The organism is Luteimonas composti (assembly GCF_042678665.1).
Taxonomy (GTDB): Bacteria; Pseudomonadota; Gammaproteobacteria; order Xanthomonadales; family Xanthomonadaceae; genus Luteimonas; species Luteimonas composti.
In genome coordinates this window covers 364673-387885 of the sequence record NZ_JBHTKU010000002.1, presented here as the reverse complement: position 1 = coordinate 387885, position 23213 = coordinate 364673, and the positions used below count along the sequence as shown (strand labels likewise).

19 protein-coding genes and 1 riboswitch are annotated in these 23213 nt (G+C 70.3%); of the genes, 7 read left to right on the top strand and 12 right to left on the bottom strand.

The window, feature by feature from the left end:
• Positions 1 to 32: 32 nt before the first annotated feature.
• On the top strand, positions 33 to 3206 hold the full coding sequence (locus tag ACFQ2D_RS06380) for an efflux RND transporter permease subunit (RefSeq protein WP_280943004.1): 3174 nt from the start codon (positions 33 to 35) through the stop codon (positions 3204 to 3206).
• A gap of 51 nt (positions 3207 to 3257) precedes the next feature.
• On the opposite strand, the gene bioD is transcribed toward ACFQ2D_RS06380, so the two are convergent.
• Both bioD and ACFQ2D_RS06370 read right to left on the bottom strand, forming a co-directional pair.
• Positions 3258 to 3935, bottom strand: a complete 678-nt coding sequence (gene bioD, locus ACFQ2D_RS06375; protein ID WP_280943003.1) for a dethiobiotin synthase — start codon at positions 3933 to 3935, stop codon at positions 3258 to 3260.
• On the bottom strand, positions 3932 to 4696 hold the full coding sequence (locus tag ACFQ2D_RS06370; protein ID WP_386795567.1) for a TMEM175 family protein: 765 nt from the start codon (positions 4694 to 4696) through the stop codon (positions 3932 to 3934). The genes bioD and ACFQ2D_RS06370 overlap by 4 nt, the downstream gene beginning before the upstream one ends.
• A 43-nt stretch (positions 4697 to 4739) precedes the next feature.
• Between ACFQ2D_RS06370 and ACFQ2D_RS06365 the strand changes: the two genes are divergently transcribed.
• From ACFQ2D_RS06365 to ACFQ2D_RS06355, 3 genes are all read left to right on the top strand, one after another.
• The gene (locus ACFQ2D_RS06365) at positions 4740 to 5222 is read left to right on the top strand and encodes a GAF domain-containing protein (protein ID WP_280943001.1); all 483 of its coding nucleotides are present in this window, start codon (positions 4740 to 4742) and stop codon (positions 5220 to 5222) included.
• The gene (locus ACFQ2D_RS06360; protein ID WP_280943000.1) at positions 5219 to 5596 is read left to right on the top strand and encodes a TfoX/Sxy family protein; all 378 of its coding nucleotides are present in this window, start codon (positions 5219 to 5221) and stop codon (positions 5594 to 5596) included. The genes ACFQ2D_RS06365 and ACFQ2D_RS06360 overlap by 4 nt, the downstream gene beginning before the upstream one ends.
• 51 nt (positions 5597 to 5647) lie before the next feature.
• A riboswitch (cobalamin riboswitch) is annotated at positions 5648 to 5875 on the top strand.
• 113 nt (positions 5876 to 5988) lie between these two features.
• A complete protein-coding gene (locus tag ACFQ2D_RS06355; protein ID WP_280942999.1) occupies positions 5989 to 7854 on the top strand; it encodes a TonB-dependent receptor domain-containing protein in 1866 nt (621 codons plus the stop codon).
• A 53-nt stretch (positions 7855 to 7907) separates the two neighbouring features.
• Here the strand turns inward: ACFQ2D_RS06355 and ACFQ2D_RS06350 are convergent, their stop codons facing one another.
• The 4 genes from ACFQ2D_RS06350 to polA form a co-directional block, all read right to left on the bottom strand.
• The gene (locus ACFQ2D_RS06350; RefSeq protein WP_280942998.1) at positions 7908 to 8384 is read right to left on the bottom strand and encodes a hypothetical protein; all 477 of its coding nucleotides are present in this window, start codon (positions 8382 to 8384) and stop codon (positions 7908 to 7910) included.
• 55 nt (positions 8385 to 8439) lie between these two features.
• Complete coding sequence (gene gph / locus ACFQ2D_RS06345) at positions 8440 to 9117, bottom strand: phosphoglycolate phosphatase (RefSeq protein ID WP_280942997.1); 678 nt, start codon at positions 9115 to 9117, stop codon at positions 8440 to 8442.
• Between the two features lie 52 nt (positions 9118 to 9169).
• A complete protein-coding gene (gene dinB, locus ACFQ2D_RS06340) occupies positions 9170 to 10246 on the bottom strand; it encodes a DNA polymerase IV (protein WP_280942996.1) in 1077 nt (358 codons plus the stop codon).
• A 467-nt stretch (positions 10247 to 10713) separates the two neighbouring features.
• Positions 10714 to 13491, bottom strand: a complete 2778-nt coding sequence (gene polA / locus ACFQ2D_RS06335) for a DNA polymerase I (RefSeq protein ID WP_280942995.1) — start codon at positions 13489 to 13491, stop codon at positions 10714 to 10716.
• 126 nt (positions 13492 to 13617) lie between these two features.
• Here polA and ACFQ2D_RS06330 point away from each other — a divergent pair, with 126 nt between their 5' ends.
• Positions 13618 to 13917, top strand: coding sequence for a DUF2782 domain-containing protein (locus tag ACFQ2D_RS06330; protein WP_280942994.1), 300 nt, complete (start codon positions 13618 to 13620; stop codon positions 13915 to 13917).
• Positions 13918 to 13945: 28 nt separating this feature from the next.
• Complete coding sequence (locus ACFQ2D_RS06325; protein ID WP_280942993.1) at positions 13946 to 14998, top strand: oxidoreductase; 1053 nt, start codon at positions 13946 to 13948, stop codon at positions 14996 to 14998.
• On the opposite strand, the gene ACFQ2D_RS06320 is transcribed toward ACFQ2D_RS06325, so the two are convergent.
• Both ACFQ2D_RS06320 and gnd read right to left on the bottom strand, forming a co-directional pair.
• Entirely contained in the window at positions 14995 to 15444 is a 450-nt protein-coding gene (locus ACFQ2D_RS06320; protein ID WP_280942992.1) for a universal stress protein, read from the bottom strand. The genes ACFQ2D_RS06325 and ACFQ2D_RS06320 overlap by 4 nt on opposite strands.
• 82 nt (positions 15445 to 15526) lie before the next feature.
• Positions 15527 to 16432, bottom strand: a complete 906-nt coding sequence (gene gnd / locus ACFQ2D_RS06315; RefSeq protein ID WP_280942991.1) for a phosphogluconate dehydrogenase (NAD(+)-dependent, decarboxylating) — start codon at positions 16430 to 16432, stop codon at positions 15527 to 15529.
• 216 nt (positions 16433 to 16648) lie between these two features.
• Between gnd and ACFQ2D_RS06310 the strand changes: the two genes are divergently transcribed.
• Positions 16649 to 16894 (top strand): hypothetical protein, encoded by a 246-nt coding sequence (locus ACFQ2D_RS06310; protein WP_280942990.1) that lies wholly within the window; start codon positions 16649 to 16651, stop codon positions 16892 to 16894.
• 27 nt (positions 16895 to 16921) lie between these two features.
• Here the strand turns inward: ACFQ2D_RS06310 and uvrD are convergent, their stop codons facing one another.
• The 4 genes from uvrD to ACFQ2D_RS06290 form a co-directional block, all read right to left on the bottom strand.
• The gene (gene uvrD, locus ACFQ2D_RS06305) at positions 16922 to 19102 is read right to left on the bottom strand and encodes a DNA helicase II (RefSeq protein ID WP_280942989.1); all 2181 of its coding nucleotides are present in this window, start codon (positions 19100 to 19102) and stop codon (positions 16922 to 16924) included.
• Positions 19103 to 19198: 96 nt separating this feature from the next.
• Positions 19199 to 19909 carry a DUF6445 family protein gene (locus ACFQ2D_RS06300; protein WP_280942988.1) on the bottom strand — a complete coding sequence of 237 codons (711 nt, stop codon included), beginning with the start codon at positions 19907 to 19909 and terminating at the stop codon, positions 19199 to 19201.
• 7 nt (positions 19910 to 19916) lie between these two features.
• A complete protein-coding gene (locus tag ACFQ2D_RS06295; protein ID WP_280942987.1) occupies positions 19917 to 21557 on the bottom strand; it encodes a tryptophan halogenase family protein in 1641 nt (546 codons plus the stop codon).
• A gap of 16 nt (positions 21558 to 21573) precedes the next feature.
• Positions 21574 to 23202 (bottom strand): tryptophan halogenase family protein, encoded by a 1629-nt coding sequence (locus ACFQ2D_RS06290; RefSeq protein WP_280942986.1) that lies wholly within the window; start codon positions 23200 to 23202, stop codon positions 21574 to 21576.
• Positions 23203 to 23213 lie beyond the last annotated feature (11 nt).

Genomic DNA, 23213 nt, shown 5'->3' with positions numbered 1-23213 from the left:
TCCCCCGCATGCGGGGGAGGGGGAGTCGAGCCATGAAATTCACCGACATCTTCATCAACAAGCCGGTGCTGGCGATGGTCGTCAGCCTGTTCATCCTGATTTTCGGGCTGCGCGCGTTCTCCGAACTCAACGTGCGCCAGTACCCGGAACTGCGCAACGCGGTGGTGAACGTCAGCACGGTGTACTACGGCGCCGACGCCGACCTGATCCAGGGCTTCATCACCACGCCGCTGGAGCGCGAGATCGCCAGCGCCGAGGGCATCGACTATCTGTCCTCCACCAGCGCCGCGGGCGTGAGCACCATCCAGGCCTACATCCGCCTGGACCAGGACCCCAACGAGGCGCTCACCCAGATCGCGGCCAAGGTCAACAAGATGCGCGGCCAGCTGCCGCCGGAGTCGGAAGACCCGGTGATCGACCTGCAGCAGGGCCAGCAGATCGCGGCCATGTACGTGTCCTTCGCCAGCGAGACGCTCGACAACAACCAGATCACCGACTACCTCACCCGCGTGGTCCAGCCCAAGCTGGTCACCGTGGCCGGCGTGCAGCGCGCCGACATCCTCGGCGCCGGCACGTTTGCGATGCGCGTATGGCTGAAACCTGATCGCATGGCCGCGCTGCAGGTCACCGCCAGCGATGTTTCCAATGCGCTGCAATCCAACAACGTGCTCTCGGCCGTGGGCTCGACCAAGGGGCAGATGGTCGCGATCGACATGACCGCGCGCACCGACCTGCGCAGCCCGGAGGAATTCCGCCAGCTGGTGATCCGCGAGGAGGGCGGCGCGATCGTGCGCCTGGGCGACGTGGCCGACGTGGTGCTGGGGTCGGAGAACTACGGTACCTCGGTGCGGATCAACGGCGAGGCGGCCACCTTCATGGGCATCTTCGTCTCGCCCGACGCCAACTCGCTGGACGTGATCGGCGAGGTCCGCAAGCTGTGGGACGGCGAGATCGTGCCGCAGCTGCCGGAGGGCATCATCGCCACGATCCCCTACGACAGCACCGAGGCGATCCAGGACGCGATCAACGAGGTGGTGAGCACGATCGTCGAGGCGGTGATCATCGTGATCGTGGTGATCTACCTGTTCCTGGGATCGCTGCGCAGCGTGCTGATCCCGGCGGTGACGGTGCCGCTGTCCCTGGTCGGCGCGCTGTTCCTGATGCTGCTGATGGGCTTCACCATCAACCTGCTGACGCTGCTGGCGATGGTGCTGGCGATCGGCATCGTGGTGGACGACGCGATCATCGTGTTGGAGAACATCCACCGCCACATCGAGGAAGGCATGACGCCTTACGCGGCGGCGATCAAGGGCGCGCGCGAGCTGGCCTGGCCGGTGGTGGCCATGACCACCACCCTGGTCGCCGTGTACCTGCCGATCGGCTTCCAGGGCGGCCTGACCGGCATCCTGTTCACCGAGTTCGCCTTCACCCTGGCGGGCAGCGTGCTGCTGTCGGGCGTGATCGCGCTGACGCTCACGCCGATGATGAGCTCCAGGATCCTCAAGCCCCACGGCGAGGGCAGCAAGGGCCGGCTGGAAGCCTGGCTGGACCGGCGCTTCGACAAGATCCAGAACGGCTACCAGCGGCGCCTGCACGGCGCGCTGGAGACCAGGTCGGTGATCGCGATCTTCGGCGGCATCGTGCTGGTCTCGTGCGTGTTCCTCTACATGACCGCGCCCAAGGAGCCGGCGCCGCTGGAGGACGAGGGCTTCATCTTCGCCATCTCGCAGGCCGATCCGACCGCCACGCTGGATTACGTGGAGAGCTATACCGAGGAAATGTCGGCCATCGCCCAGGCGATTCCCGAGGTGCAGGACTACTTCCTGTTCAACGGCGGCTTCGGCGGCAGCGGCGGTGGCGCCAGCCCGATGGCGATGGCCGGCTTCGTGCTCAAGCCCTGGGGCGAACGCGACCGTTCGACCAAGGCGGTGCTCGAGCAGGAACTGCAGCCGAAGATCGGCGAGGTCACCGGCCTGAACACCTTCGCCCTGGTCCCGCCGTCCCTGCCCAGCGCCGGCGGCGACGGCGGCGGCGGCGAGTTCATCATCGGCGGCGTGGGCGGGCTGGCGCAGCTGAGCGAGCTGGCCGACGCGATCCTCGAGCGGGCGATGGCCAGCCGCCGCTTCATCTTCCTCGACAAGGACCTGAAGATCGACAAGCCGCGCATCGAGGTGCAGATCGACCGCGACAAGGCGGCCTCGCTCGGCATCGACATGCGCACGCTGGCGGCCGACATGGCGGCGATGCTCTCGGGCGGCTACACCAACCGCTTCGCGATGCAGAACCGCTCCTACCTGGTGATCCCGCAGGTGCAGCGCAGTGACCGGCTCAACGCCGCGGACCTGCAGAATTACTACACCCGCACCCGCGGTGGCGAACTGATCCCGCTCTCGACCCTGGTGACGCTGCGCGAGAGCGCGCAGCCGCAGTCGCTCAAGCGCTTCCAGCAGCTCAACGCGGTGTCGATCACCTTCGCCCCGCGTCCAGGCGTGAGCAAGGGCGAGGCGCTGGCGATCCTCGACCAGGCTGCGCGCGAGGTGCTGCCGCAGGGCTACACGGTCGACTACGCCGGCGAATCGCGCCAGTTCAAGCAGGAGGGCTCGGCGATGCTGCTCACCCTGGCGCTGGCGCTGGTGGTGATCTTCCTGGTGCTGTCGGCGCAGTTCGAAAGCTTCCGCGATGCGCTGATCATGCTGCTCACCGTGCCGATGGCGATCTGCGGCGCCCTGCTGGTGCTCAACGTGCTGGCCATCGCCAGCGGCATCCTGGGTTTCGCCGGCATCGAGGCCTTCCCGGGGATGAGCATCAACATCTACACCCAGGTGGGCCTGGTGACCCTGGTGGGCGTGATCTCCAAGCACGGCATCCTGATCGTGGAGTTCGCCAACAAGCTCCAGGAGCAGGGCCTGTCCAAGCGCGAGGCGATCGAGGAAGCCACCGCGATCCGCCTGCGTCCGGTGCTGATGACCACCGCCGCGCTGGTGTTCGCGATGATCCCGCTGCTGATCGCCAAGGGCCCTGGCGCCGCCTCGCGCTTCTCGATGGGCACGGTGATCGCCTCGGGCATGACCATCGGCACGCTGTTCACCCTGTTCGTGCTGCCGGCCTTCTACCTGTACCTGGCGCGCGACCACTCGCACGACCTGGAACATGAGCAGGTCGACGATGGCGAGGCTCCGGTGGCGGCGCAGCCGCAGCACGGATGAATCCAGGCAGGTGGCCCGCAACGGGCCACCTCCTTCCGGCCGCGCGCGCCGCTAGCCGGTCGCGATCCCGGGCAGCCGCAGCGACGCCGCCGCCTCGTCGGCGGACACGCCATGGCCGATCACCCCCAGGCAGGGCGCCGGCAGGGCGGCCCCGAGCAGGCCCAGGTAGTCATCGACGCGGTCGAAGTCCGGATCGACGCGATTGCCGATCCAGCCGACCAGCCGGCAGCCGTCTTCCAGGACCGCGCGCGCGCTCAGCCGCGCGTGGCTCAGGCAGCCCAGGCGCAGCCCCACCACCAGGAGCACCTGCCCTCCGACGGCATGGGCCATCGCCGACTGTTCCAGGCCGTCGCCCATCGGCGCCAGCCAGCCGCCGGCGCCCTCCACCACCACCGCATCGGCGCTGGCGGCCAGCCGCGCGAACGCCGCGAGCAGGGGCGGCAGCGCGACCTCCACCCCCGCATCGCACGCCGCCAGCTGCGGCGCGGTCGCGGCCGGCAGCGCGAACGGATTGACGTCGGCATAGTCGGGTTGCGGCACGCTCGCGGCCCGCAGCGCCAGCGCGTCCTCGTTGCGCCAGCCATCGGCCGTGCGCTCGCAGCCGCTGGCGACCGGCTTCATGCCGACCGCGCGCAGGCCCCGCGCACGCAGCGCGTGCAGCAGGGCCACCGACGCGAAGGTCTTGCCCACGCCGGTGTCGGTACCGGTGATGAACCAGGCGGTGCTCACGGGCGGTCCCGTTGCAGCGCCAGCCGCTGGCGTTCGCGCCGCACGTGGTACCACGGCATCCACAGCCCGAGCGTGGCGTAGCACCACATCGGCAGTCCGGCCAGCACGCGCAGCGGGCCCCGCAGCGCCGGATCGCGCCAGTACAGCAGCAGTGCCAGCACCAGGGCGGCCAGCGACACACCGGCGAGGATCGCGTGCGAGCCTACCTCGGTGCGCAGCAGGTGGCGCTCGTTGGCGTCCAGGCCCAGCGCGTCCGCCAGCTGCAACGCATGCGCGTTGAGCCGCCACAGCAGCCAGGCCAGCATGCCGAAACCGAGGCTGTAGACCAGGAAGGTGGCCTGCAGGTCGCGCATCGCGCGCCGGGGGTCGAAACCGAGTTCGCTGGGCAGCCAGCCCCCGGTGAGCAGCGACAGGAAGCTCGAGGCCACCATCCGCAGCGGATACACGTACACCATCACCGCCAGCACCAGCGCCAGGCTGAGCACGGTGGCGGTGGCGTCTTCCAGCCCGAGCCGCCGGCTCCAGCGGTTGTGCGCGGCCCAGAACATCATCAGCACCGCGAAACAGGCGATGAAGGTGGGCACCCTGCGCAGCGCGTCGATCAGTTCTGCGGCGGTCTGCGGCAGGTCGCTGGTGACGATCACCAGCAGGGTGATCGAGAAGGCGAAGGCCGCGTCGACGAAGGTTTCCAGCCGCGTGACCTGCGCGCCGCGCAGCCGGAATCCGGCCGCATCGCGCGGGAGCTGCTGCATCTGGTCCATCCACCCTCCGGGAGCGCGCGGGGCGCGCTGCTACACTGCCCCGATGTTCACTGCAGCCAGTGTAAGCGGCGACAAGCCGCAGCAGTATGCCCAGCTCGCCGAACAGGCGCGTGCCCTGCTGCACGGCGAACCAGACCGCATCGCCAACGCCGCCAACCTGTCCGCGCTGGTCTACCACGCACTGCCGCGGCTTAACTGGGTGGGCTTCTACTTCTTCGACGGCACCGAACTGGTGGTCGGACCCTTCCAGGGCCTGCCCGCCTGCGTGCGGATCCCGCTGGACCGGGGCGTTTGCGGCGCGGCCGCCAGCAGCCGCCAGACCCAGCGCGTGGAGGACGTGCATGCCTTCCCCGGCCATATCGCCTGCGACGCCGCGTCCCGCTCGGAGCTGGTGGTGCCGCTGGTGAAGGACGGCGCGCTGGTCGGCGTGTTCGACCTGGACAGTCCGGACCCGGCGCGTTTCGACGTTCAGGACCAGGAGGGGCTGGAAGCCATCGCCCGCATCTACGTCCAATCGCTGCCATGAATGCACCGTTGAAGATGCGCAACATCGGTCCGAAATCCGCCGCCTGGCTGCGCCAGGTCGGCCTTCGAACCAGCGAGGACCTGATCGCCGCCGGGCCGGTGGACGCCTTCATGCGCGTCAAGCGCGCCGGCTTCAAGCCCAGCCTGAACATGCTCTACGCGCTGGAAGGCGCGATGCAGGACTGCCACTGGCAGGACGTGCCCGAGGCGCGGCGCGCCGAACTGGTGGCCGCGGTCGAAGCGGCCACCGCCGAGCTGCCCGCCCCGCGCGGCCGTCCGGCGGCGGCGCCGGTCACCACCACCCACCACCAGGACGAAGGCCCGGCCGCCTCGTTCGGCTTCCTCGACGAGCCCACGGGCGACGAGCGCGACTGACGCTTCGCGGGTTGGACAACCGGTCCACCCCCGCCTGCCCGCGCTCCCGTACAATGCCGCCTGCTCCAGGGTGGCCCGCGGACGTTCGTCCAAGGGCTGAAACGGGAAGCCGGTGACGCCGGCGTCGCTTGCGACGCGGCCATTCCGGCACTGCCCCCGCAACGGTAAGCGAGTACGACCGCCGCATCCGCCACTGTGCTCCGGCACGGGAAGGCGCGGCGGTCGAGGCCTAGGCCTCGGCTCGCGAGTCCGGAGACCGGCCCCGGGGTCCACAGGTTGCGATGCGGAGGGCGTCGCGGCGTGCCGTACGCCGCCGCGTGCCGTCCGCCTGCTCCCTCCCTCGCGACTCCACGCCAGCAAGGCGCGCGGGGCGCGCGATGGAGCTTCTTGAAATGTCGAACCCGAACCTGATCCGCCTGTCCGTGGCCGCCGTGCTGGCCGCGTCCCCGCCTGCCGTCGCGACGCCGCAGGCCACCGATCTCGACGAGGTGCTGGTGACCGGCACCCGCACCGAGGTGCGGCTGGCCGAAAGCCTGCTGCCGGCCGAGGTGCTCGACCGCGACCAGATCGAACGCAGCCAGGCGCGCGACCTGATCGAGCTGCTGCGCGGCCGTGCCGGCGTCGACGTGGGCAACACCGGCGGACGCGGCAAGCTCAGCAGCCTGTACCTGCGCGGCGCCGAATCCGACCACGTGCTGGTGCTGGTGGACGGCATCAAGATGAACTCCGCCACCGCCGGCATGGCTGCGTTCCAGGACCTGCCGCTGGCGCAGATCGAGCGCATCGAGATCATCCGCGGCCCGCGGTCGAGCCTGTACGGCTCCGAGGCGATCGGCGGCGTGGTGCAGGTGTTCACGCGCCGCGCGCAGGCGCGCGGGCTGTCGCCGCAGTTCACCGTGGGCGCGGGCAGCCACGGCGCGCGCGAGGCCAGCGCCGGCTTCGACCTGCGCGGCGAGCGCGGCTGGCTGGGCGTGCATGGCGCCTACGATTCCACCGATGGCTTCAATGCCTGCCGCGGCTCGGGCGCGCTGTTCCAGGGCTGTTTCGCCGACGAACCCGACGACGACGGCTACCGCAACGTGTCGATCGGCCTGCGCGGCGGCGCGCAGCTGGGCGAGGCGACGGAGCTCGACGGCAGTTTCCTGCAGGCCGATGGCGAGAACGCCTTCGACGGTTCCTGGACCAACCGCTCCCGCGTCCGCCAGCAGGTCTCGGGCCTGCGCCTGCGCCACGCCCCACGCCAGGGCCGGCTTGAGCTCAGCGCGGCGCTGGGGCGCAACCAGGACCGCTCCGACGACTACCAGGGCCAGGAACTGCGCAGCGCCTTCCTCACCCGTCGCGACAGCGCCTCCCTGCAGGCCGACCTGGAGTTGCGCGCCGGCCACCTGCTCACCACCGGCATCGACCACCAGCGCGACCGCGTCGACAGCCTCATGCCCTATACCGTCGACGCGCGCGACAACACCGGCGTCTTCGTCGGCTACGACGGCAAGCTCGGCGCGCAGCGGCTGCAGGCCAGCGTGCGCAACGACGACAACGCGCAGTTCGGCAACCACCTCACCGGCAGCCTGGGCTGGGGCACGACGCTGGCCAGCGGCCTGCGCCTGTCGGCCAACGCGGCCACCGGGTTCAAGGCGCCCACGTTCAACGATCTTTACTACCCCGGCTCGGAAAGCCCGTGGCTGCAGCCGGAGACCTCGCGCAGCCTCAACCTCGGCCTGTCGCGCGCCACCGCCAGCCACCGCTGGTCGCTGGACGTGTTCGAAAGCCGCATCGACGACCTGATTGTGTTCGTCTACCCGCCGCCGGACTTCCTCGGGGTGGGGAGCAATATCGACCAGGCGCGCATCCGCGGGGCCGAGTTCGGCTTCGATACCACGCTGGCCGGGATCGATGTGTCGCTGCAGCTCAGCCATGCGGATCCGCGCGACCGCAGCGGCGGCGCCAACCACGACCGGGTGCTCGCGCGGCGCGCGCGCAATACCGGCCGGATCGGGCTCGACCGCGAATTCGGCCCGCTGCGCGCCGGCATCACCGTCAACGGCGCCGGCGCGCGCTACGACGATGCCGCCAACAGCGTCCGCCTCGGCGGCCATGCCACCACCGACCTGCGCCTGGAGTACGCCTTCCACCGCGACTGGACCCTGCTCGCGCGCGCCAGCAACGTGTTCGACCGCGAATACGAGACCGTGGCCTGGTACTACCAGCCCGGCCGCGAGTACCAGCTGACGCTGCGCTGGCGGCCGGCAGTGCGCTGACCGCTCGCCGCGCACGGCAGGCGCGGACGCCTCTGGTGCGTCCGCGCTTTTCTTCAGTGCAACAGGCCCTGCACCGGCGGCAGCGCCGATGCCGCCGCGGTGCCGCGCACGCCGCGCAGCACCGAAACCAGGTCGCGATACGTCTCCGCCAGGCGCGCAAAAAGCCCGGCGTAGGCGTCGCGTCCGGCATCGGCCACGCCCTGGTAGGCGCCGCGCCCGAGGTCGACGAAGTACTCCACGCTCACCCGGCGTCGCTTCGCCAGGGCCGGGAACAGGCCGGCCACCAGCAGGCAGCGGTCGCCCACGTCGCGTAGTGCGTCGGCGCGCGCGCTGCCGGCCTGCTGCTGCGCGTCCAGCCATTCCAGCGCCTGGATGCGCGCCAGCAGGCGCGCGTCGCGCTGGTGGCGCAGCAGGACGAAGACCAGATAGCTCTCCTGCGCCTCGTCGAGTTCGGGCCAGCCGTTGCGGCAGGCCTCACGGATGGCCGATTGCCACAGCTCGGCTGCGGCCCCCTGTCGGATCGTGCCCATGCATCTCCTCCGGTGACACGCCTCGAGCCTAGCGCCGTCCCGGGTGGAGGTGTTGTCAGCAGGCGGCGGGCGCTGCTGCCAGCAGTTCGCGCAGGTCGCCGACCACGCGCCAGGCGCCGGCGCTGTCGAGATCGAAGTCGCGGCGGTAGCCGTAGTCCACCAGGGCCAGCGGCATGGTCGCCGCACGCGCGGCCTCGGCATCGGTGTGCGAGTCGCCCACCATCAGGCATTCGCGCGCGGACAGGCCGAATCCCTCGGCGATGTGCAGCAGCGGCCGCGCGTCGGGCTTGCGTTCGGGCAGGGTGTCGCCGCCGACGATCGCCTCGAAGCGCGCCTCCCAGCCCAGCGCGTGGAGCAGCGGATCGATGAACCGCGCCGGTTTGTTGGTGCACAGCGCGATTCGCACGCCACGCCCGTGCAGGCGCTCCAGCGCCTGTTCCACGCCCGGGTAGGCCACCGCCTGGCGCGGCAGGGAATCGCCGTAGTGGCGCATCAGCAGCGCGTAGGCCGACTCGAAACCATCGCCGTCGGGCAGGATGGCCCCGGCATGGTCCAGGGCGCGCCGCAGCAGCAGGCGCGCGCCATCGCCGATCCAGGCGCGCACCGTGGCCTCGTCCTGGGCGGCATGGCCGAGGTCGAGCAGGGTGCGGTTGACCGCCTCGGCGATGCCGCCGGCGCTGTCGATCAGGGTCCCGTCGAGGTCGAACAGGGCGGCGCGGTAGGGAAACGTCATCGGAAAACCATCGCAACGCGGCCGCCCAGTGTATCGGCCCGCGCGCGCCCGCTCAGGCGCAGGGGGCCTGCGCGAACAGCTGCGCCTGCACGGCCAGCTCCTCCGGGTCCTGGAAATTCGACAGCCCCACCCCCACCAGCCGGTAGCGCGTCGACCCGGGCAGGGCGACGCGCGACAGCAGCGACAGCGCGGTCGCAGTGAACTCCTCCTGCGAGCCCGGCGGCGCGTCCGGGGTGAGGCTGCGGGTGAGGATGCGGAACTGCGCGGTCTTGAGCTTCAGCACCACGGTGCGGCCGATGCGCGGCGTCTTGCGCGTCGCGGCCCAGGCCTTCTCCGCGATGCGGCGCACGTGCGGCGCCAGTTCGTGCAGCGGCAGGTCCTGGGCGAAGGTGTCCTCGGCCGAGATCGACTGTACCGGCTGGTCGGGCTGCACCGGTCGTTCGTCGATGCCGCGGGCACGCCGGTACAGCGAGGCCCCGAAGCTGCCGAAGCGCGCCTGCAGGGCCTCCAGCGGCAGGGTGCGCAACTCGCCCACGGTGCGCACGCCCAGTTCCTCGAGTTTGGCCTGCATCACCTTGCCGACTCCCGGGATGCGACCGACCGGCAGCGGGGTGAGGAAGCCGTCGACCTGGCCGGGGCGCACCACGAACAGGCCGTCGGGCTTGTTCCAGTCCGAGGCGATCTTGGCGATGAACTTGTTGGGGGCCACGCCGGCCGAGGCGGTCAGCGCGGTTTCCTCGCGGATGCGGGCGCGGATCGCCTGTGCGGTGGCGGTGGCGCTCGGGGATGCGATCTTCGGCGCGGTGACGTCCAGATAGGCCTCGTCCAGCGACAGCGGTTCGACCAGGTCGGTGTGCTCGAGGAAGATCGCCCGCACCTGGCGCGAGACCGCCTTGTAGCGCGGGAAGTCCGGCGGCACGAACACCGCCTCCGGACACAGCCGCTCGGCGCGCAGCGCCGGCATCGCCGAGCGCACCCCGTAACCTCGCGCCTCGTAGGAGGCCGCGCAGACCACCGAGCGCGCGCCGCGCCAGGCCACGACCACCGGGCGACCGCGCAGCGACGGATCGTCGCGTTGTTCCACCGACGCGTAGAACGCGTCCATGTCGATGTGGATGATCTTGCGCACGGCGCCCCATTCTAGCGGCGGGGCAGCGGGGTCATCGGGGCTGCGGCGGACTCGCAGCCACCACCGCTGCGTTACCTGCCCCGGGGAAGGTTGCAGCGGGAAAGCTGTACGGTCGATCGGCGAACCGCGACTTGCCGGATCTGCCGGCCGCATGGATCCGGGGCCCTGCCGGCCCGGAGAGCCGGGGCATAAAAAAGCCCCGCAGGCAGGGGGGGCCGGCGGGGCTCGGGGAACGGGACTCGGGGAGAAGTCTTACGTTCCGGATCTGCTCCAGGGGATGGGAGAAGATCAGCGACAGACCTTGCATCTGTCGCGAGCTATATGACCACCACCAACATTGAGAGTTCGTGAAGATAGCGCTAGCGCGCTGGACGAATTCAGCCCGCGTTTACTTGTTCCGACGAGCGGTCGTTGCATGCATCCGAGGCACGGGTCACGAAAATGCTCGAAGCATGACTTCCGGCGGTTCAGTGGGCCTCGTCCCAGTCCGCGCCGACCCCGGAATCGACCACCAGCGGAACACGGAGTTCCGCCGCTGCAGCCATTCTCCGGGGCACTTCGCGCAGCAGGGCCTCCACGAAACCCTCGTCGACTTCGAACACCAGTTCGTCGTGCACCTGCAGGATCATCTGCGCCGCGCCGCCCTGCCCGGCCAGCCAGCCGTCGATGTCGACCATGGCCCGCTTGATGATGTCCGCGGCCGTGCCCTGCATCGGCGCATTGATCGCCGCGCGCTCGGCGCCGGCGCGCTGGGCCTGGTTGCCGCGCTGGATGTATTCCAGGTACAGCCGTCGGCCGAACACCGTTTCCACGTAGCCCTGCTCGCGCGCCTGCTGGCGGGTGCGCTCCATGTAGTCGCGCACGCCCGGGTAGCGCGAGAAGTAGGTCGCGATGTACTCCTGGGCCTCGCCGCGCCCGATGCCCAGGTTGCGGGCCAGGCCGAAGGCGCCCATGCCGTAGATCAGGCCGAAGTTGATCGCCTTGGCCGCGCGGCGCTCGTTCGGGGTGACCTCCTCGAGGCGGCGGCCGAACACCTCGGCGGCGGTGGCCCGATGGATGTCGGCGCCGGCCGAGAACGCCTCCAGCAGCCCCGCGTCGCCCGACAGGTGGGCCATGATCCGCAGCTCGATCTGCGAATAGTCGCAGGCCACCAGGCGCCGCCCCGGCGGGGCGACGAAGGCCTTGCGGATCCGGCGGCCGTCCTCGGTGCGGATCGGGATGTTCTGCAGGTTCGGATCGCTGGAGGCCAGCCGGCCGGTGGCGGCGCCGGCCTGGTGGTAGCTGGTATGCACCCGGCCGGTGGCCGGATTGATCATCTCCGGCAGCTTCTCGGTATAGGTGCTGCGCAGCTTGGCCAGGCCGCGGTAGTCCAGGATCACCCGCGGCAACTCGTGCTGGTCGGCGATCGCCTCCAGCGCTTCCTCGTTGGTGCTGGGCTGACCCTTTGGCGTCTTCACCAGCGCCGGCAGGCCGAGTTCGTCGAACAGCAGCGCCTGCAGCTGCTTGGGCGAGTCCAGGTTGAAGCTGCGCCCGGCCAGCTCGGTCGCCTTCTGCTGGGCTGCGAGCATGCGCCGCGACAGGTCGGCGGTCTGGCGCCGCAGTTCGTCCGCATCGACCATGACGCCGTTGGCCTCGATCCGCGCCAGCACCTGCACCAGCGGCATCTCGATCTCGCGATACACCGCCTGCAGCGATGGCGTCGCCTGCAGCTGCGCGGACAGCTGCCCGTGCAGCCGCAGGGTGATGTCGGCATCCTCGGCCGCGTAGCGCGTCGCGTCGTCGATGGCGACCGCGTTGAACGGGATCTGCTTGGCACCCTTGCCCGCGACCGCCTCGTAGGCCACGGTGTCGTAGCCCAGCAGGCGTTTGGCCAGCGAGTCCATGTCGTGGCGCTGGCTGGAGTTGAGCACGAAGCTCTCGAGCATCGTGTCCTCGGCGTAGCCGCGCACCTCGATGCCCAGCCGGCGGAAGATGTGCAGGTCGTACTTGCCGTGCTGGCCGATCTTGCGCACCCCCGCGTCCTCGAGCAGCGGACGCAGCGCGTCCAGCGCGGACTGGCGGTCGAGCTGCGTGGGCACGCCGGGATAGTCGTGGCCAATCGGCACATAGGCGGCGCGGCCGGCCTCGGCCGAGAAGCTGATCCCCACCAGGTTGGCGCGCAGCGGATCGAGCGAATCGGTTTCGGTATCGAGCGCGAAGCAGCCGGCCTCGCGCAGCATGCCGATCCAAGCGGCCAGGCGGTCGGCGTCGAGCACGGTTTCGTATTCGCCGGGGGCGGACAGCGCGGGATCGGGCGGCGGCGCGTCCTCGGCCACCGGTGCGGCATAGCGGCCGCTGCCGCGGGCACGGCCCGGCTCCTTCTCGACGGCGTCGGCGGCACTGCCGCCATCGAGTTCCTTGAGGGCCTGGTTGAAGCCGTAGCGCGCGTACAGCTCGCGCAGCGACTCGATGTCGCGCTCGCGCAGCGCCAGCGTGCGCGGCGTGACCGGCAGCGGGACGTCAGTGCGGATCGTGGCGAGCTGGCGACTCAGCGGCAGCTGGCCCAGCGCCTCGCGCAGGCTTTCGCCGATCTTGCCCTTCACCGCGTCGGCAGCGGCGATCACCGCGTCCAGCGTGCCGTGTTCGGCCAGCCACTTCGCGGCGGTCTTCGGGCCGCACTTGGCCACGCCGGGAATGTTGTCCACGCTGTCGCCCATCAGCGCCAGCATGTCCACGATCTGGTCGGGCCGGACGCCGAACTTGGCCATCACGGCCTCGATGCTGTCCAGGCGGCTGCCGGTCATGGTGTTCACCAGTTCCACCAGGCCCTGGCCTGGCGCCGGTTCGCGCACCAGCTGCGCGAAATCCTTGTCGCTGGTGGAAATGGTGACGTCGATGCCTTCCGCCGCACCCTGCAGCGCCAGCGTGCCGATCACGTCGTCGGCCTCCACCCCCGGCTCGCGCAGGATGGTGAAGCCCAGCGCTTCCACGATCCGGCACATCGGCTCGACCTGCGCGCGCAGGTCGTCCGGCATCGGCGGGCGGTTGGCCTTGTACAACGGATACATCTGTTCGCGGAAGGTCGGGCCGCTGGCGTCGACCACGTAGGCCGCATAGTCGGGCCGCTCCTTGAGCGTGGCGCGCAACATGTTGACCACGCCGAACAGCGCGCCGGTGGGCTCGCCGTCCGCATTGGTCAGCGGCGGCAGCGCATGGAAGGCGCGGAACAGGTAGGAGGATCCGTCGATCAGCACGAGTCTTGGCATCGCACCGATTCTACGCGCCCGCGGCAGGCCCCGGTTCACGGCGCAGGGGCGCGTGCGGGCCGTGCATCCGCGCGGACGCCACCGCCGCCGCGCATAATGGACCTCCCGCCAAGCCGGACGACCGCCATGCACGCCAGCCGCCTGCCCACGCCCTTCCTGCTCGCCGCGCTGCTGGCGCTGGGCGCCTGTGCGAGCACCGGCGCACCGCCCGCGGTGGACATCCCGCCCGGTGCCGAGGAGAACGTCCGTACCGAAGCCAACGGCGACGTGATCACCGAATACCGCGTCGCCGGCGAACTGCGCGTGGTCCAGGTGCAGCCCGTGCGCGGTCCCGGCTACTACCTGTACGTGCGCGACGGGCAGGTGCTGTCGACCCGCGAGGGCGACAATCCGCCGCAGACCTATTTCAAGCTGTTCGGCTGGTGATCCACGCACGCCTGCGGGTGGAGGCACCATGACCGCGCCGCTGCAGGTCGCGCTGGTCGGCTACGGGTATGCCGGGCGCGTGTTCCACGCGCCGCTGATCGCGCATACGCCCGGCCTGGCGCTGCATACGGTGGTTTCCAGCGACCCTGGCCGCGTGCATGCCGACTTCCCGCAGGCCCGGGTGCTGGCCGACCCGGCCGAGGCCTTCGCCACGCCCGGGATCGATCTCGTGGTCATCGCCGCGCCCAACGCGGTGCATGCGCCGCTGGCGATCGCCGCGCTGCGCGCCGGGCGCCACGTGCTGGTGGACAAGCCCTTCGCCACCACGCTCGATGAGGCGCGCGAGGTGGCCGCGACGGCGACTGCCGCCGGACGCATCGCCAGCGTGTTCCAGAACCGGCGCTGGGACGCGGATTTCCTGGCGCTGCGCGCGCTCGTGGAGGCCGGCACGCTCGGCGAGGTCGCGGAACTGCACTCGCACTTCGACCGGTTCCGCCCGCAGGTGCCCGACCGCTGGCGCGAACGGCCGGGCCCCGGGGCGGGATTGTGGTTCGATCTGGGACCCCACCTGGTCGACCAGGTCCTGCAGCTGTTCGGGCTGCCGCTGTCGGTGCAGGCCGACATCGCGCCGCAGCGGGAAGGCGCGCAGGTCGACGACTTCTTCCACGTGGTGCTGCGCTATCCGCGCCTGCGCGCGTTCCTGCACGCCGGCGCGCTGGTGGCCGGGGGCTCGCTGCGCTTTGCGGTGCACGGCACCGCAGGCAGCTTCATCAAGCACGGCCTGGACGGGCAGGAGGCCGACCTGCGCGCCGGCCGCATCCCGGGCGCCCCCGGCTGGGGCGCCGATCCACGCCCGGGCACCCTGGTCCTGGTGGATGCGGACGGGCAGGCGCGCGAGCGCACAGCGCCGGCCCCGCCCGGCGACTATCGCGCCTGCTACGCGGCGATGCGCGATGCGATCACGGGCATCGCCGCAGCGCCGGTCACGCTGGCCGAGGCGCTGGACGTGATGCGCGTGCTGGAAGCCGGGCGCGAGAGCGCCGCCAGCGGCCGCGCGCTCGCGCTGGATCCGCGCGCCTAGCGCACCACCAGCACCGGCAGGTGGCCGCGGCTGACCACCGACTGGGTCTGGCTGCCCAGCAGCAGCTTGCGCAGGCCGCGATGGCCGTGCGAGGCCATCACGATAAGGTCGGCGCCGCAGGCCTGGGCGGTCTCGAGGATCGCCTCGTCCGCAAGCCGCTCGGGCACGTACACCGCCTCGAGCGCCACGCCGGCCCGTTCGGCCTTCGCACGCGCCCGGGAGATGATCGCCTGGGCCTGGGCCTCGCGTTCCCGGCGTTGCTCCTCGCGCAGTTCAGCGCCCAGCGCCATGCCCGAGGGTTCGGCGGCCATCACCGCCTGCCAAGGGTCCGACACGGTGACCAGCGTGGCGCTGGCGCCCAGGGCCGCGGCCAGCGCCAGTCCCGCATCCAGGCCCTTTCCGGCCAGTTCCGAACCGTCGCTCGCGATCAGGAGATGGGTGTACATGGATAACCTCCGCGCTCGGGGAAGGCTCCATGGAACCACCCCGGACAGACGCCTGCATTGATCCAGCGCAGGCCGGCGCCGCTCAGCCGCGCTTGACCCCGTGGCCGCCGGAGGCCCCCCGCATCGCCGCCAGCAGGCGGTCGGCGTAGGCGTTGTCCTGGCGCGAGCGCAGGCGCTCGATCAGCGACTGGGTGATCACCGGCGCGGGCACGTCCAGCGCGATCGCCTCGGCGACGGTCCAGCGGCCTTCGCCGGAGTCGGGCACCCAGGGCGCGATGCCCTCCAGCCCTGGATTGTCCTTCAGCGCCCCGGCGGTGAGGTCGAGGAGCCAGGAGCGCACCACGCTGCCGTGCCGCCACAGCTCGGCCAGGCCCGCGAGATCGGGGATCAGGTCCTGGCGGCGCTCGAGGATGGCGAAGCCTTCGGCATAGGCCTGCATCATTCCGTACTCGATGCCGTTGTGGATCATCTTGGCGTAATGGCCGGCACCACTGGGACCGACGTGAGCCCAGCCCGTGGTCGGCGTGGGCGCCAGCGCCTCGAACAGCGGCGAGAGCCGGGCCGCCGCTTCGACATCGCCGCCGACCATCAGGCTGTAGCCCTCCGCCAGTCCCCAGACGCCGCCGCTGGTGCCCACGTCCAGATAGCCGATTCCGAGCGCCTGCAGCGCCGCCGCGCGACGCTGGCTGTCGAGATAGTTGGAGTTGCCGCCGTCGACCAGCACGTCGCCGGCCGACAGCAACGGCTGCAGCGCCGCGATCGTCGCCTCGACCGGCTCGCCGGCGGGCACCATCATCCACAGCGCGCGTGGGACAGCGAGCGCAGCGACCAGCGCCTCGAGCGAGTCGGCCGTGCCGATGCCCATCCCGGCCAGCCCCTCGCGCGCCCCGGGCGATGGGTCGTAACCCACCACCGCGTGGCCGCCGCGCTGCAGGCGCTGCGCCATGTTGGCGCCCATGCGCCCGAGGCCGATCATTGCCACCTGCATCGCGTCCTCCTTGCCCTGTCTGGAATGGGGATGCGGTGCATGATGCCGCAGCTCGCGCCGGCACCCCTGGCAAGGAGTGTTGCAGATGGCGCGTGACTCCGGCGCGACCGCCATCCCGACGCCCGGACCGCAGTTGCGCGGCGCAACCTCGCATCCGGCTGCTTTCACACCGCGTGCAGCGCCTGGCACGCAGACTGCGCCCGCATGAAGCCGCTGATGTCCCCACGCGAACGTCGCGGACCACCGGTCGACGACCCACAGGTGCTGCGCGAGGGACTCACCCCGGCGCAGCTGGAAGCGCTGCGGACGCTGGAGTTCTTCGGCTGGACGCTGGGCTTCGTGCGCAGGCCGATCTTCCAGGACCCGGTGCCGGTGGTGTTCGACCGCGAAGGCAAGCGCCACGCCGTGCTGCGGGGCGACGGCACGCTGGACGAATCGCCGGGCTTCCGCCTGCGCGATTGACGCGCCGTCCGCGGTCGCCGCCGCGGACTACGCGGCGGTGAGGTTGGCGTAGGCCAGCACCAGCCACTTGCTGCCCGCGTCCTCGAAGTTCACCTGCACGCGCGCATGCGCGCCGCCACCCTCGAGGTCGGTAACGATGCCGGCGCCGAACTTCGCGTGCACCACCGACTGGCCGATCTTCAGGCCGGGCGACTGGTCGAGCGAGGCATGCCCCCAGTCCCGCCGCGGCTGCGGCGCGAAGGCCGGCCGCGACACCTGCACCCGGGGGCGGACCTCGTTGAGCAGGCCGGACGGAATCTCGCGCAGGAAGCGCGAGGGCACGCCGTACATGTCCTGTCCGTGCAGCCGACGCGACTCGGCATAGCTGAGCACCAGCTTCTGCCGCGCACGGGTGATGCCGACGTAGGCCAGGCGGCGTTCCTCCTCCAGCCGCCCGCTCTCCTCGATCGAGCGCGCGTTCGGGAACAGGCCTTCCTCCATGCCGGCCAGGAACACCAGCGGGAACTCGAGGCCCTTGGCGCTGTGCAGGGTCATCAGCTGCACGCCATCCTCGCCGGCCTGGGCCTGCCCTTCCCCGGCCTCGAGCGAGGCGTAGGCGAGGAAGGCGACCAGTTCGCTCAGCTGCGCCGCGTCGTCCTCGTCGCCCTTCACGAAGCGCGAGGCGACCGAGACCAGTTCGTCGAGGTTGTCCACGCGCGAATCCGCCGCACCCTTGGATTCGTTGGTGTAGTGCACGCGCAGCCCCGACCGCTGCAGCACGTGGTCGATCTTGTCCTTGAGCGGCAGGTCGGCGACCTCGGCCTCGAGCGTGTCGACCAGCGCGTGGAAACCGGCCAGCGCATTGCGCGCACGCGCCTGCAGCGCGCCGGCCTGCTGCACCCGCAGCGAGGCTTCCCACAGGGCGATGCCGCTGGCGCGCGCCTGCCGGCGCACTTCGTCGAGGGTGCGCTCGCCGATCCCGCGCGCGGGCGTGTTGACCGCCCGCTCGAACGCGGCGTCGTCCGCGCGATTGGCGACCAGGCGCAGGTAGGCGAGGGTGTCCTTGACCTCGGCGCGCTCGAAGAAGCGCACGCCGCCGTACACGCGGTAGGGGATCTGCTCGGCGAGCAGGGTCTCCTCGAACGCGCGCGACTGCGCGTTGCTGCGGTAGAGGATCGCGCAGTCGCCGTGGCTGCCGCCGTCCCGGACCCACTGCGTGATGCGCTCGATGACGAAGCGCGCCTCGTCGATCTCGTTGTAGGCCGCATACAGGTCGATCGGCTCGCCTTCGCCGCTGTCGGTCCACAGCTGCTTGCCCAGGCGCTCGGGGTTGTGCGCGATCACCGCGTTGGCCGCGCCGAGGATATTGGCGCTGGAGCGGTAGTTCTGCTCCAGGCGGATGGTTTGCGCGCCGGGATAGTCGCGCAGGAAGCGCTGCATGTTCTCGACCTTGGCCCCGCGCCAGCCGTAGATCGACTGGTCGTCGTCGCCGACGACGAACACCTGCCCGCGCTCGCCGGCCAGCAGGCGCACGAATCCGTACTGGATCGCGTTGGTGTCCTGGAACTCGTCCACCAGCAGTTGCCCGAAGCGTTGGCGGTAGTGCGCAAGCAGCGGCGGGTTGTCGCGCAGCAGCTCGTGCGCGCGCAGCAGGATCTCGGCGAAATCCACCAGGCCGGCGCGGTCGCAGCGCTCCTGGTAGAGCACGTAGCTCTTGAGCATCACCTCCGACCACTCGTCGCCGCCGGACTGGATGTGCTGCGGCCGGCGGCCTTCGTCCTTCTGCGCATTGATCCACCAGGCGATCTGCCGCGGCGGGAAGCGCGCCTCGTCGAACTCCAGCTGCTGGACCACCCGCTTGACCAGCCGCAGCTGGTCGTCGCTGTCGAGGATCTGGAAGCCTTCGGGCAGCTTCGCGTCGTGCCAGTGCAGGCGCAGCAGGCGATGGGCCAGCCCGTGGAAGGTGCCGATCCAGAGCCCGCGCGCGCCGTGGCGCAGCTGGGCGTCGATGCGGTGGCGCATCTCGGCGGCGGCCTTGTTGGTGAAGGTGACGGCGAAAATGCCGTGCACGGGCACGCCCACCACCTCGTGCAGCCAGGCGATGCGGTGGGTCAGGACGCGGGTCTTGCCGCTGCCGGCGCCCGCCAGGACCAGGTAATGGCCGGGCGGCGCGGACACGGCCTCGCGCTGGGCCGGGTTGAGCCCATCGAGCAGGTGGGAAACATCCATGCGCCTATTGTAGGCGAGCCCCCGTCGCAGGGCCGGATACGCGGCGCGACGGCGGTCGCAAGCCGGTTCAGCGCCGCGCGCCGGCGCCCGCCCCGTTCAGGCCGCGCGCTCGAACACGTCGATGAAACTGTTGATCGACAGCCGACCGGCAAGCGCGTCCGCCGGCGGCACCCGGGCGCTGTCGATGTTGCCCGAGTGCAGGGAGTTGCGCCGGTACACCACCAGCCGGTTGTACACCCCGTCCACGCTGTCGACCCGCTCGAACAGCGGCGAGTCGCCGTTGATATAACCCGGCCCGGTGGCGTCCTCGCGCGCAACCTCGTCCTGCAGGCGCGCGAAGTAGGCTTCGCTGCGGGAATCGTCGACCACTTCGAAGCAGGTACCGCGATGGCGGTAGAAGGCCGTGCCGCCCCAGTCGCCGCGGAACAGGTAGTGCACCGTGGCCAGGCCATTGGACTGCACCGAATCCACGTGCGGCACCCGCTGCAGGGGGTCGAGCCGCTCCGGTGGCGTGGTCACCAGCGAGTAATGGCACATCGGAAAGGCCAGCCGGCTGCGCGCGGACAGGCCGAAATGCGGTTCCAGCAGCGGCCGCAGCAGCCGCTCGAGGAACACCTCGTACGACAGCGGCGCGCGGATCCGCAGGCCGGGAAACATCGCGCCCTGCGGCGTGAAATGTCCGCGCGCGGCCTTGCGCACCAGGCGGTCGGGGTCGGCGACCGCCTGGTCGATGACCAGCAGCGGCGCGCCTTCGGCGCCGATGCGACGCGCTTGCAGCCGCAAGCCGGGATGCGGTTGGATCAGCATCGTGTCATCAGGTGGCCAGGTCGCCGCCAGTGCCTGCGATCCTGCCCGTGATCCGCGCGTGCGCCCGGGCCCGCTCGTACATCGTCTCCCACGCAGAGGGAGGCGCCTTGCAGTAGCTGTCCAGGAACTGCTGGTGGCTGGGCATCGCGGCCACGGCACGTTCGATCGGCTGGCGGATGCCGTCGAACAACCGCTGCATGGCGTCGTCGGGCAGCGCGCGGGTCAGCGGATGATGTGATTTCGGCACGACTCCCTGGCCCAGCATGCAGTGCGTCCAGGAATCGAGCCGGAACAGGTCGTCCTCGCCTTGCAGCGCGTGGGCCCGGTCGCGGAACATCTGGATGCGGTGGGCGAGGTTCGGCGGCAGTTCCATGTGCCGGACCTGTTGCCACATGGGCTCGTCGCGCTGGTTGAGATGGTAGTGCAGGATGATGAAGTCGCGCACATGCTCCATCTCCGCGCGACTGACCTCGTTGTAGCGTTGCACCATCGACTCGTCGATGCCTTCGGCCGGAAACAGCTTCAACAGCCTCGCCACTCCGCTGAGCGTAAGGTGGATACTCGTGGACTCCAGCGGCTCGATGAAGCCGCTGGCCAGTCCGAGCGCGATCACGTTCTTGTTCCAGGCCTTGCGCCGGCGGCCGGTACGGAACGGAATGATCCACGGCTCGCGCAATGGCTTGGCCGGGTTGGCCGCCAGCAGCTTCGCCGTGGCCTCGTCATCGGACAGGTGCGCGTCGGAGAACACGATTCCGCAGCCGATCCGGTGCTGAAGCGCGATCTTCCAGTGCCAGCCCGCCTCGTGCGCAATGGCCCGGGTGTAAGGTACCGCCGGGCCGTCGGCTTCGGTCTGCAGCGCTACGGCGCGGTTGCTCGGCAACCATTGGTTCCAGTCCTCGTAACCGGTGCCCAGCGCCTGTTCGCTGAGCACGGCCCGCCCGCCGGTGCAGTCGATGAACAGGTCGCCCTCCAGCACCGTGCCGTCCTCCAGCACCAACGCTTCGACGAAGCCGGTGTCCGGGTTCTGGCGGACCTGCCGGATCTTGCCCTCCACCCGCATCAGCCCCTGGCGCTCGGCGCGCTCGCGCATGTAGGCAGCGTACAGACCGGCGTCGAAATGGTAGGCGTAGTTGACCTCAAGCCGCTCGGGCGCCATCGCCCGCCTGTCCCAGCGCGTCGACCATTGCTGCGCATCCGCCTTCTGGTGTCCCGGCAGCGAGAACCGGTCCAGCCGCGAGGCCACCGTTTCCAGGCAAAAATCGCCGAGCTCCGAGCGCATGCCGCGGCGCAGACTCTCGAGCCAGAAGTGGTGGAACTCGCAGGCCCATGTTCCCAAGCCGGTGAGGCCGAAGGGATGGAAGTACCGCTGGCCCGGGCGCAGCCAGTTCTCGAACGAGATCGACAGCTTGAAGCTCGCCGCCACCGAGCTCATGAACTCGCGCTCGTCGATGCCGAGTAGCCGATGGAAGGTGGTGATGGTGGGGATGGTCGATTCGCCCACGCCGACTGTGCCGATCTGTTCGGACTCGACAAGGGTGACCTGGAGCAGCTCGCGAAACTGGTGCGTCAACGCGCACGCCGCCACCCAGCCCGCCGTGCCGCCGCCTGCAATGACTACCCTTCGGATCCCGCGCTTCGCTTCGTCCAACTCTGTCGCCCCCATGTCAGTGTTTCCCTGCTGTCGTACAACCCGGCGCGACCCCACTACCCGCCGGCAAGCCGCGCGACTCCAATGGCGCCCAGATCGAGGCGTCCGCCGGGCAATACTGCCGGACGAACTCCGAATGCGATGGCATCGCCTGTACCGCCGCGCGAATCGGATTGCGCACGGTCTCGAACAGGCGCCGCATCTCGGCCTCGGGCAGCGCGAGCGCCAATGGATGGAACTGGCGCGGCACGATGCCCTGCCCGAGCATCACGTGCAGCCAGGAGTCGGTGCGGAACAGGTCGTCCTCGTCCTGCCAGACGTACGCGCGTTCCCGGAACAGAGCAATGCGCTCGACCAGCGAGTCGGGAATGGCCATCTCGCGACACTCCCGCCACAGCCCCTCGTCGCGCGCGGTGGCGTGGTAATGCAGGATGATGAAGTCCCGCACGTCTTCCATTTCATGGCAGCTGATGGCGTTGTAGCGCGCGACCATCTCCGGGACGATGCCCTCCATCGGGAACATCTGCACCAGGCGCACCGCGGCGGAGGCCACCATGTGGATGCTGGTGGACTCGAGTGGCTCGACGAATCCGCTCGACAGCCCCATCGCCACCACGTTCCGGTTCCACGCAAGGCGCCGGCGGCCGGTGGTGAAGGGCACAACCACGGGATCGCGGATCGGCGTCCCGCTGGCTTCCCGCAGCAGGCGGCGGCGCGCTTCGTCGTCGGACATGTGTCGGCTGGAGTACACCCAGCCATTGCCGATGCGGTGTTGGAGCGGGATCTGCCAGCGCCATCCTGCCTCGTGGGCGATCGCGCGCGTGTACGGAACCGCGGGGCCTTCCAGCCGGGTCTGCAGCGCCACCGCGCGATCGCAGGGCAGCCAGTGCGTCCAATCCTCGTAACCGGTCTGCAGGGCCTGTTCGATCAGCAGTCCACGGAAACCGCTGCAGTCGATGAACAGGTCGCCGTCGATGCGGCGACCGTCGTCGAGCAGCAGCGATTGTACCCATCCCGACTCCGGGTGGAGGACCACCTCGCCGACCCGTCCCTCGATGCGCCGCAGCCCGTGGCCTTCGGCGAAACGCCGCAGGAATCGCGCGTAAAGCCCGGCGTCCAGGTGGTAGGCGTAGGTAAGTGCAGCGCGGCCGGGCGGCGCGGACACGGGCGCGATCCGCGTAGACCACGCGCCGGCGCTGGCGTCCTGCTGGCCGCCGATCAGGAAACGCCGCTCGCGGGAGGCCACCGCCTCCATGCAGAAGTCCGCCAGTGGGGCCTGCACGCCCCGGCTTTGCGCGGCCAGCCAGAACTGGTGGAACTCGCACGCCCAGGTCCCGATTCCGGTGTAGCCGAAAGGATGGAAGAATTGCCGCCCCGGACGCAGCCAGTCCTCGAAGGAGATCGAGAGCTTGAAGCTGGCCGAGGTGGCCTGCATGAACTCGCGTTCGTCGATCTGCAGCAACTGATGCAGGCGCCTGATCGGCGGGATGGTGGACTCCCCCACCCCGATCGTTCCGATCTGTTCCGATTCCACCAGAGTGATCTCGAGCAGATCGCGGAACTGGTGCGAGAGCACCGCGGCGGCCATCCAGCCCGCAGTTCCGCCCCCCACGATGACGACTTTGCGAACCCTCGCTGCGCCCATGCGCCCTCCCG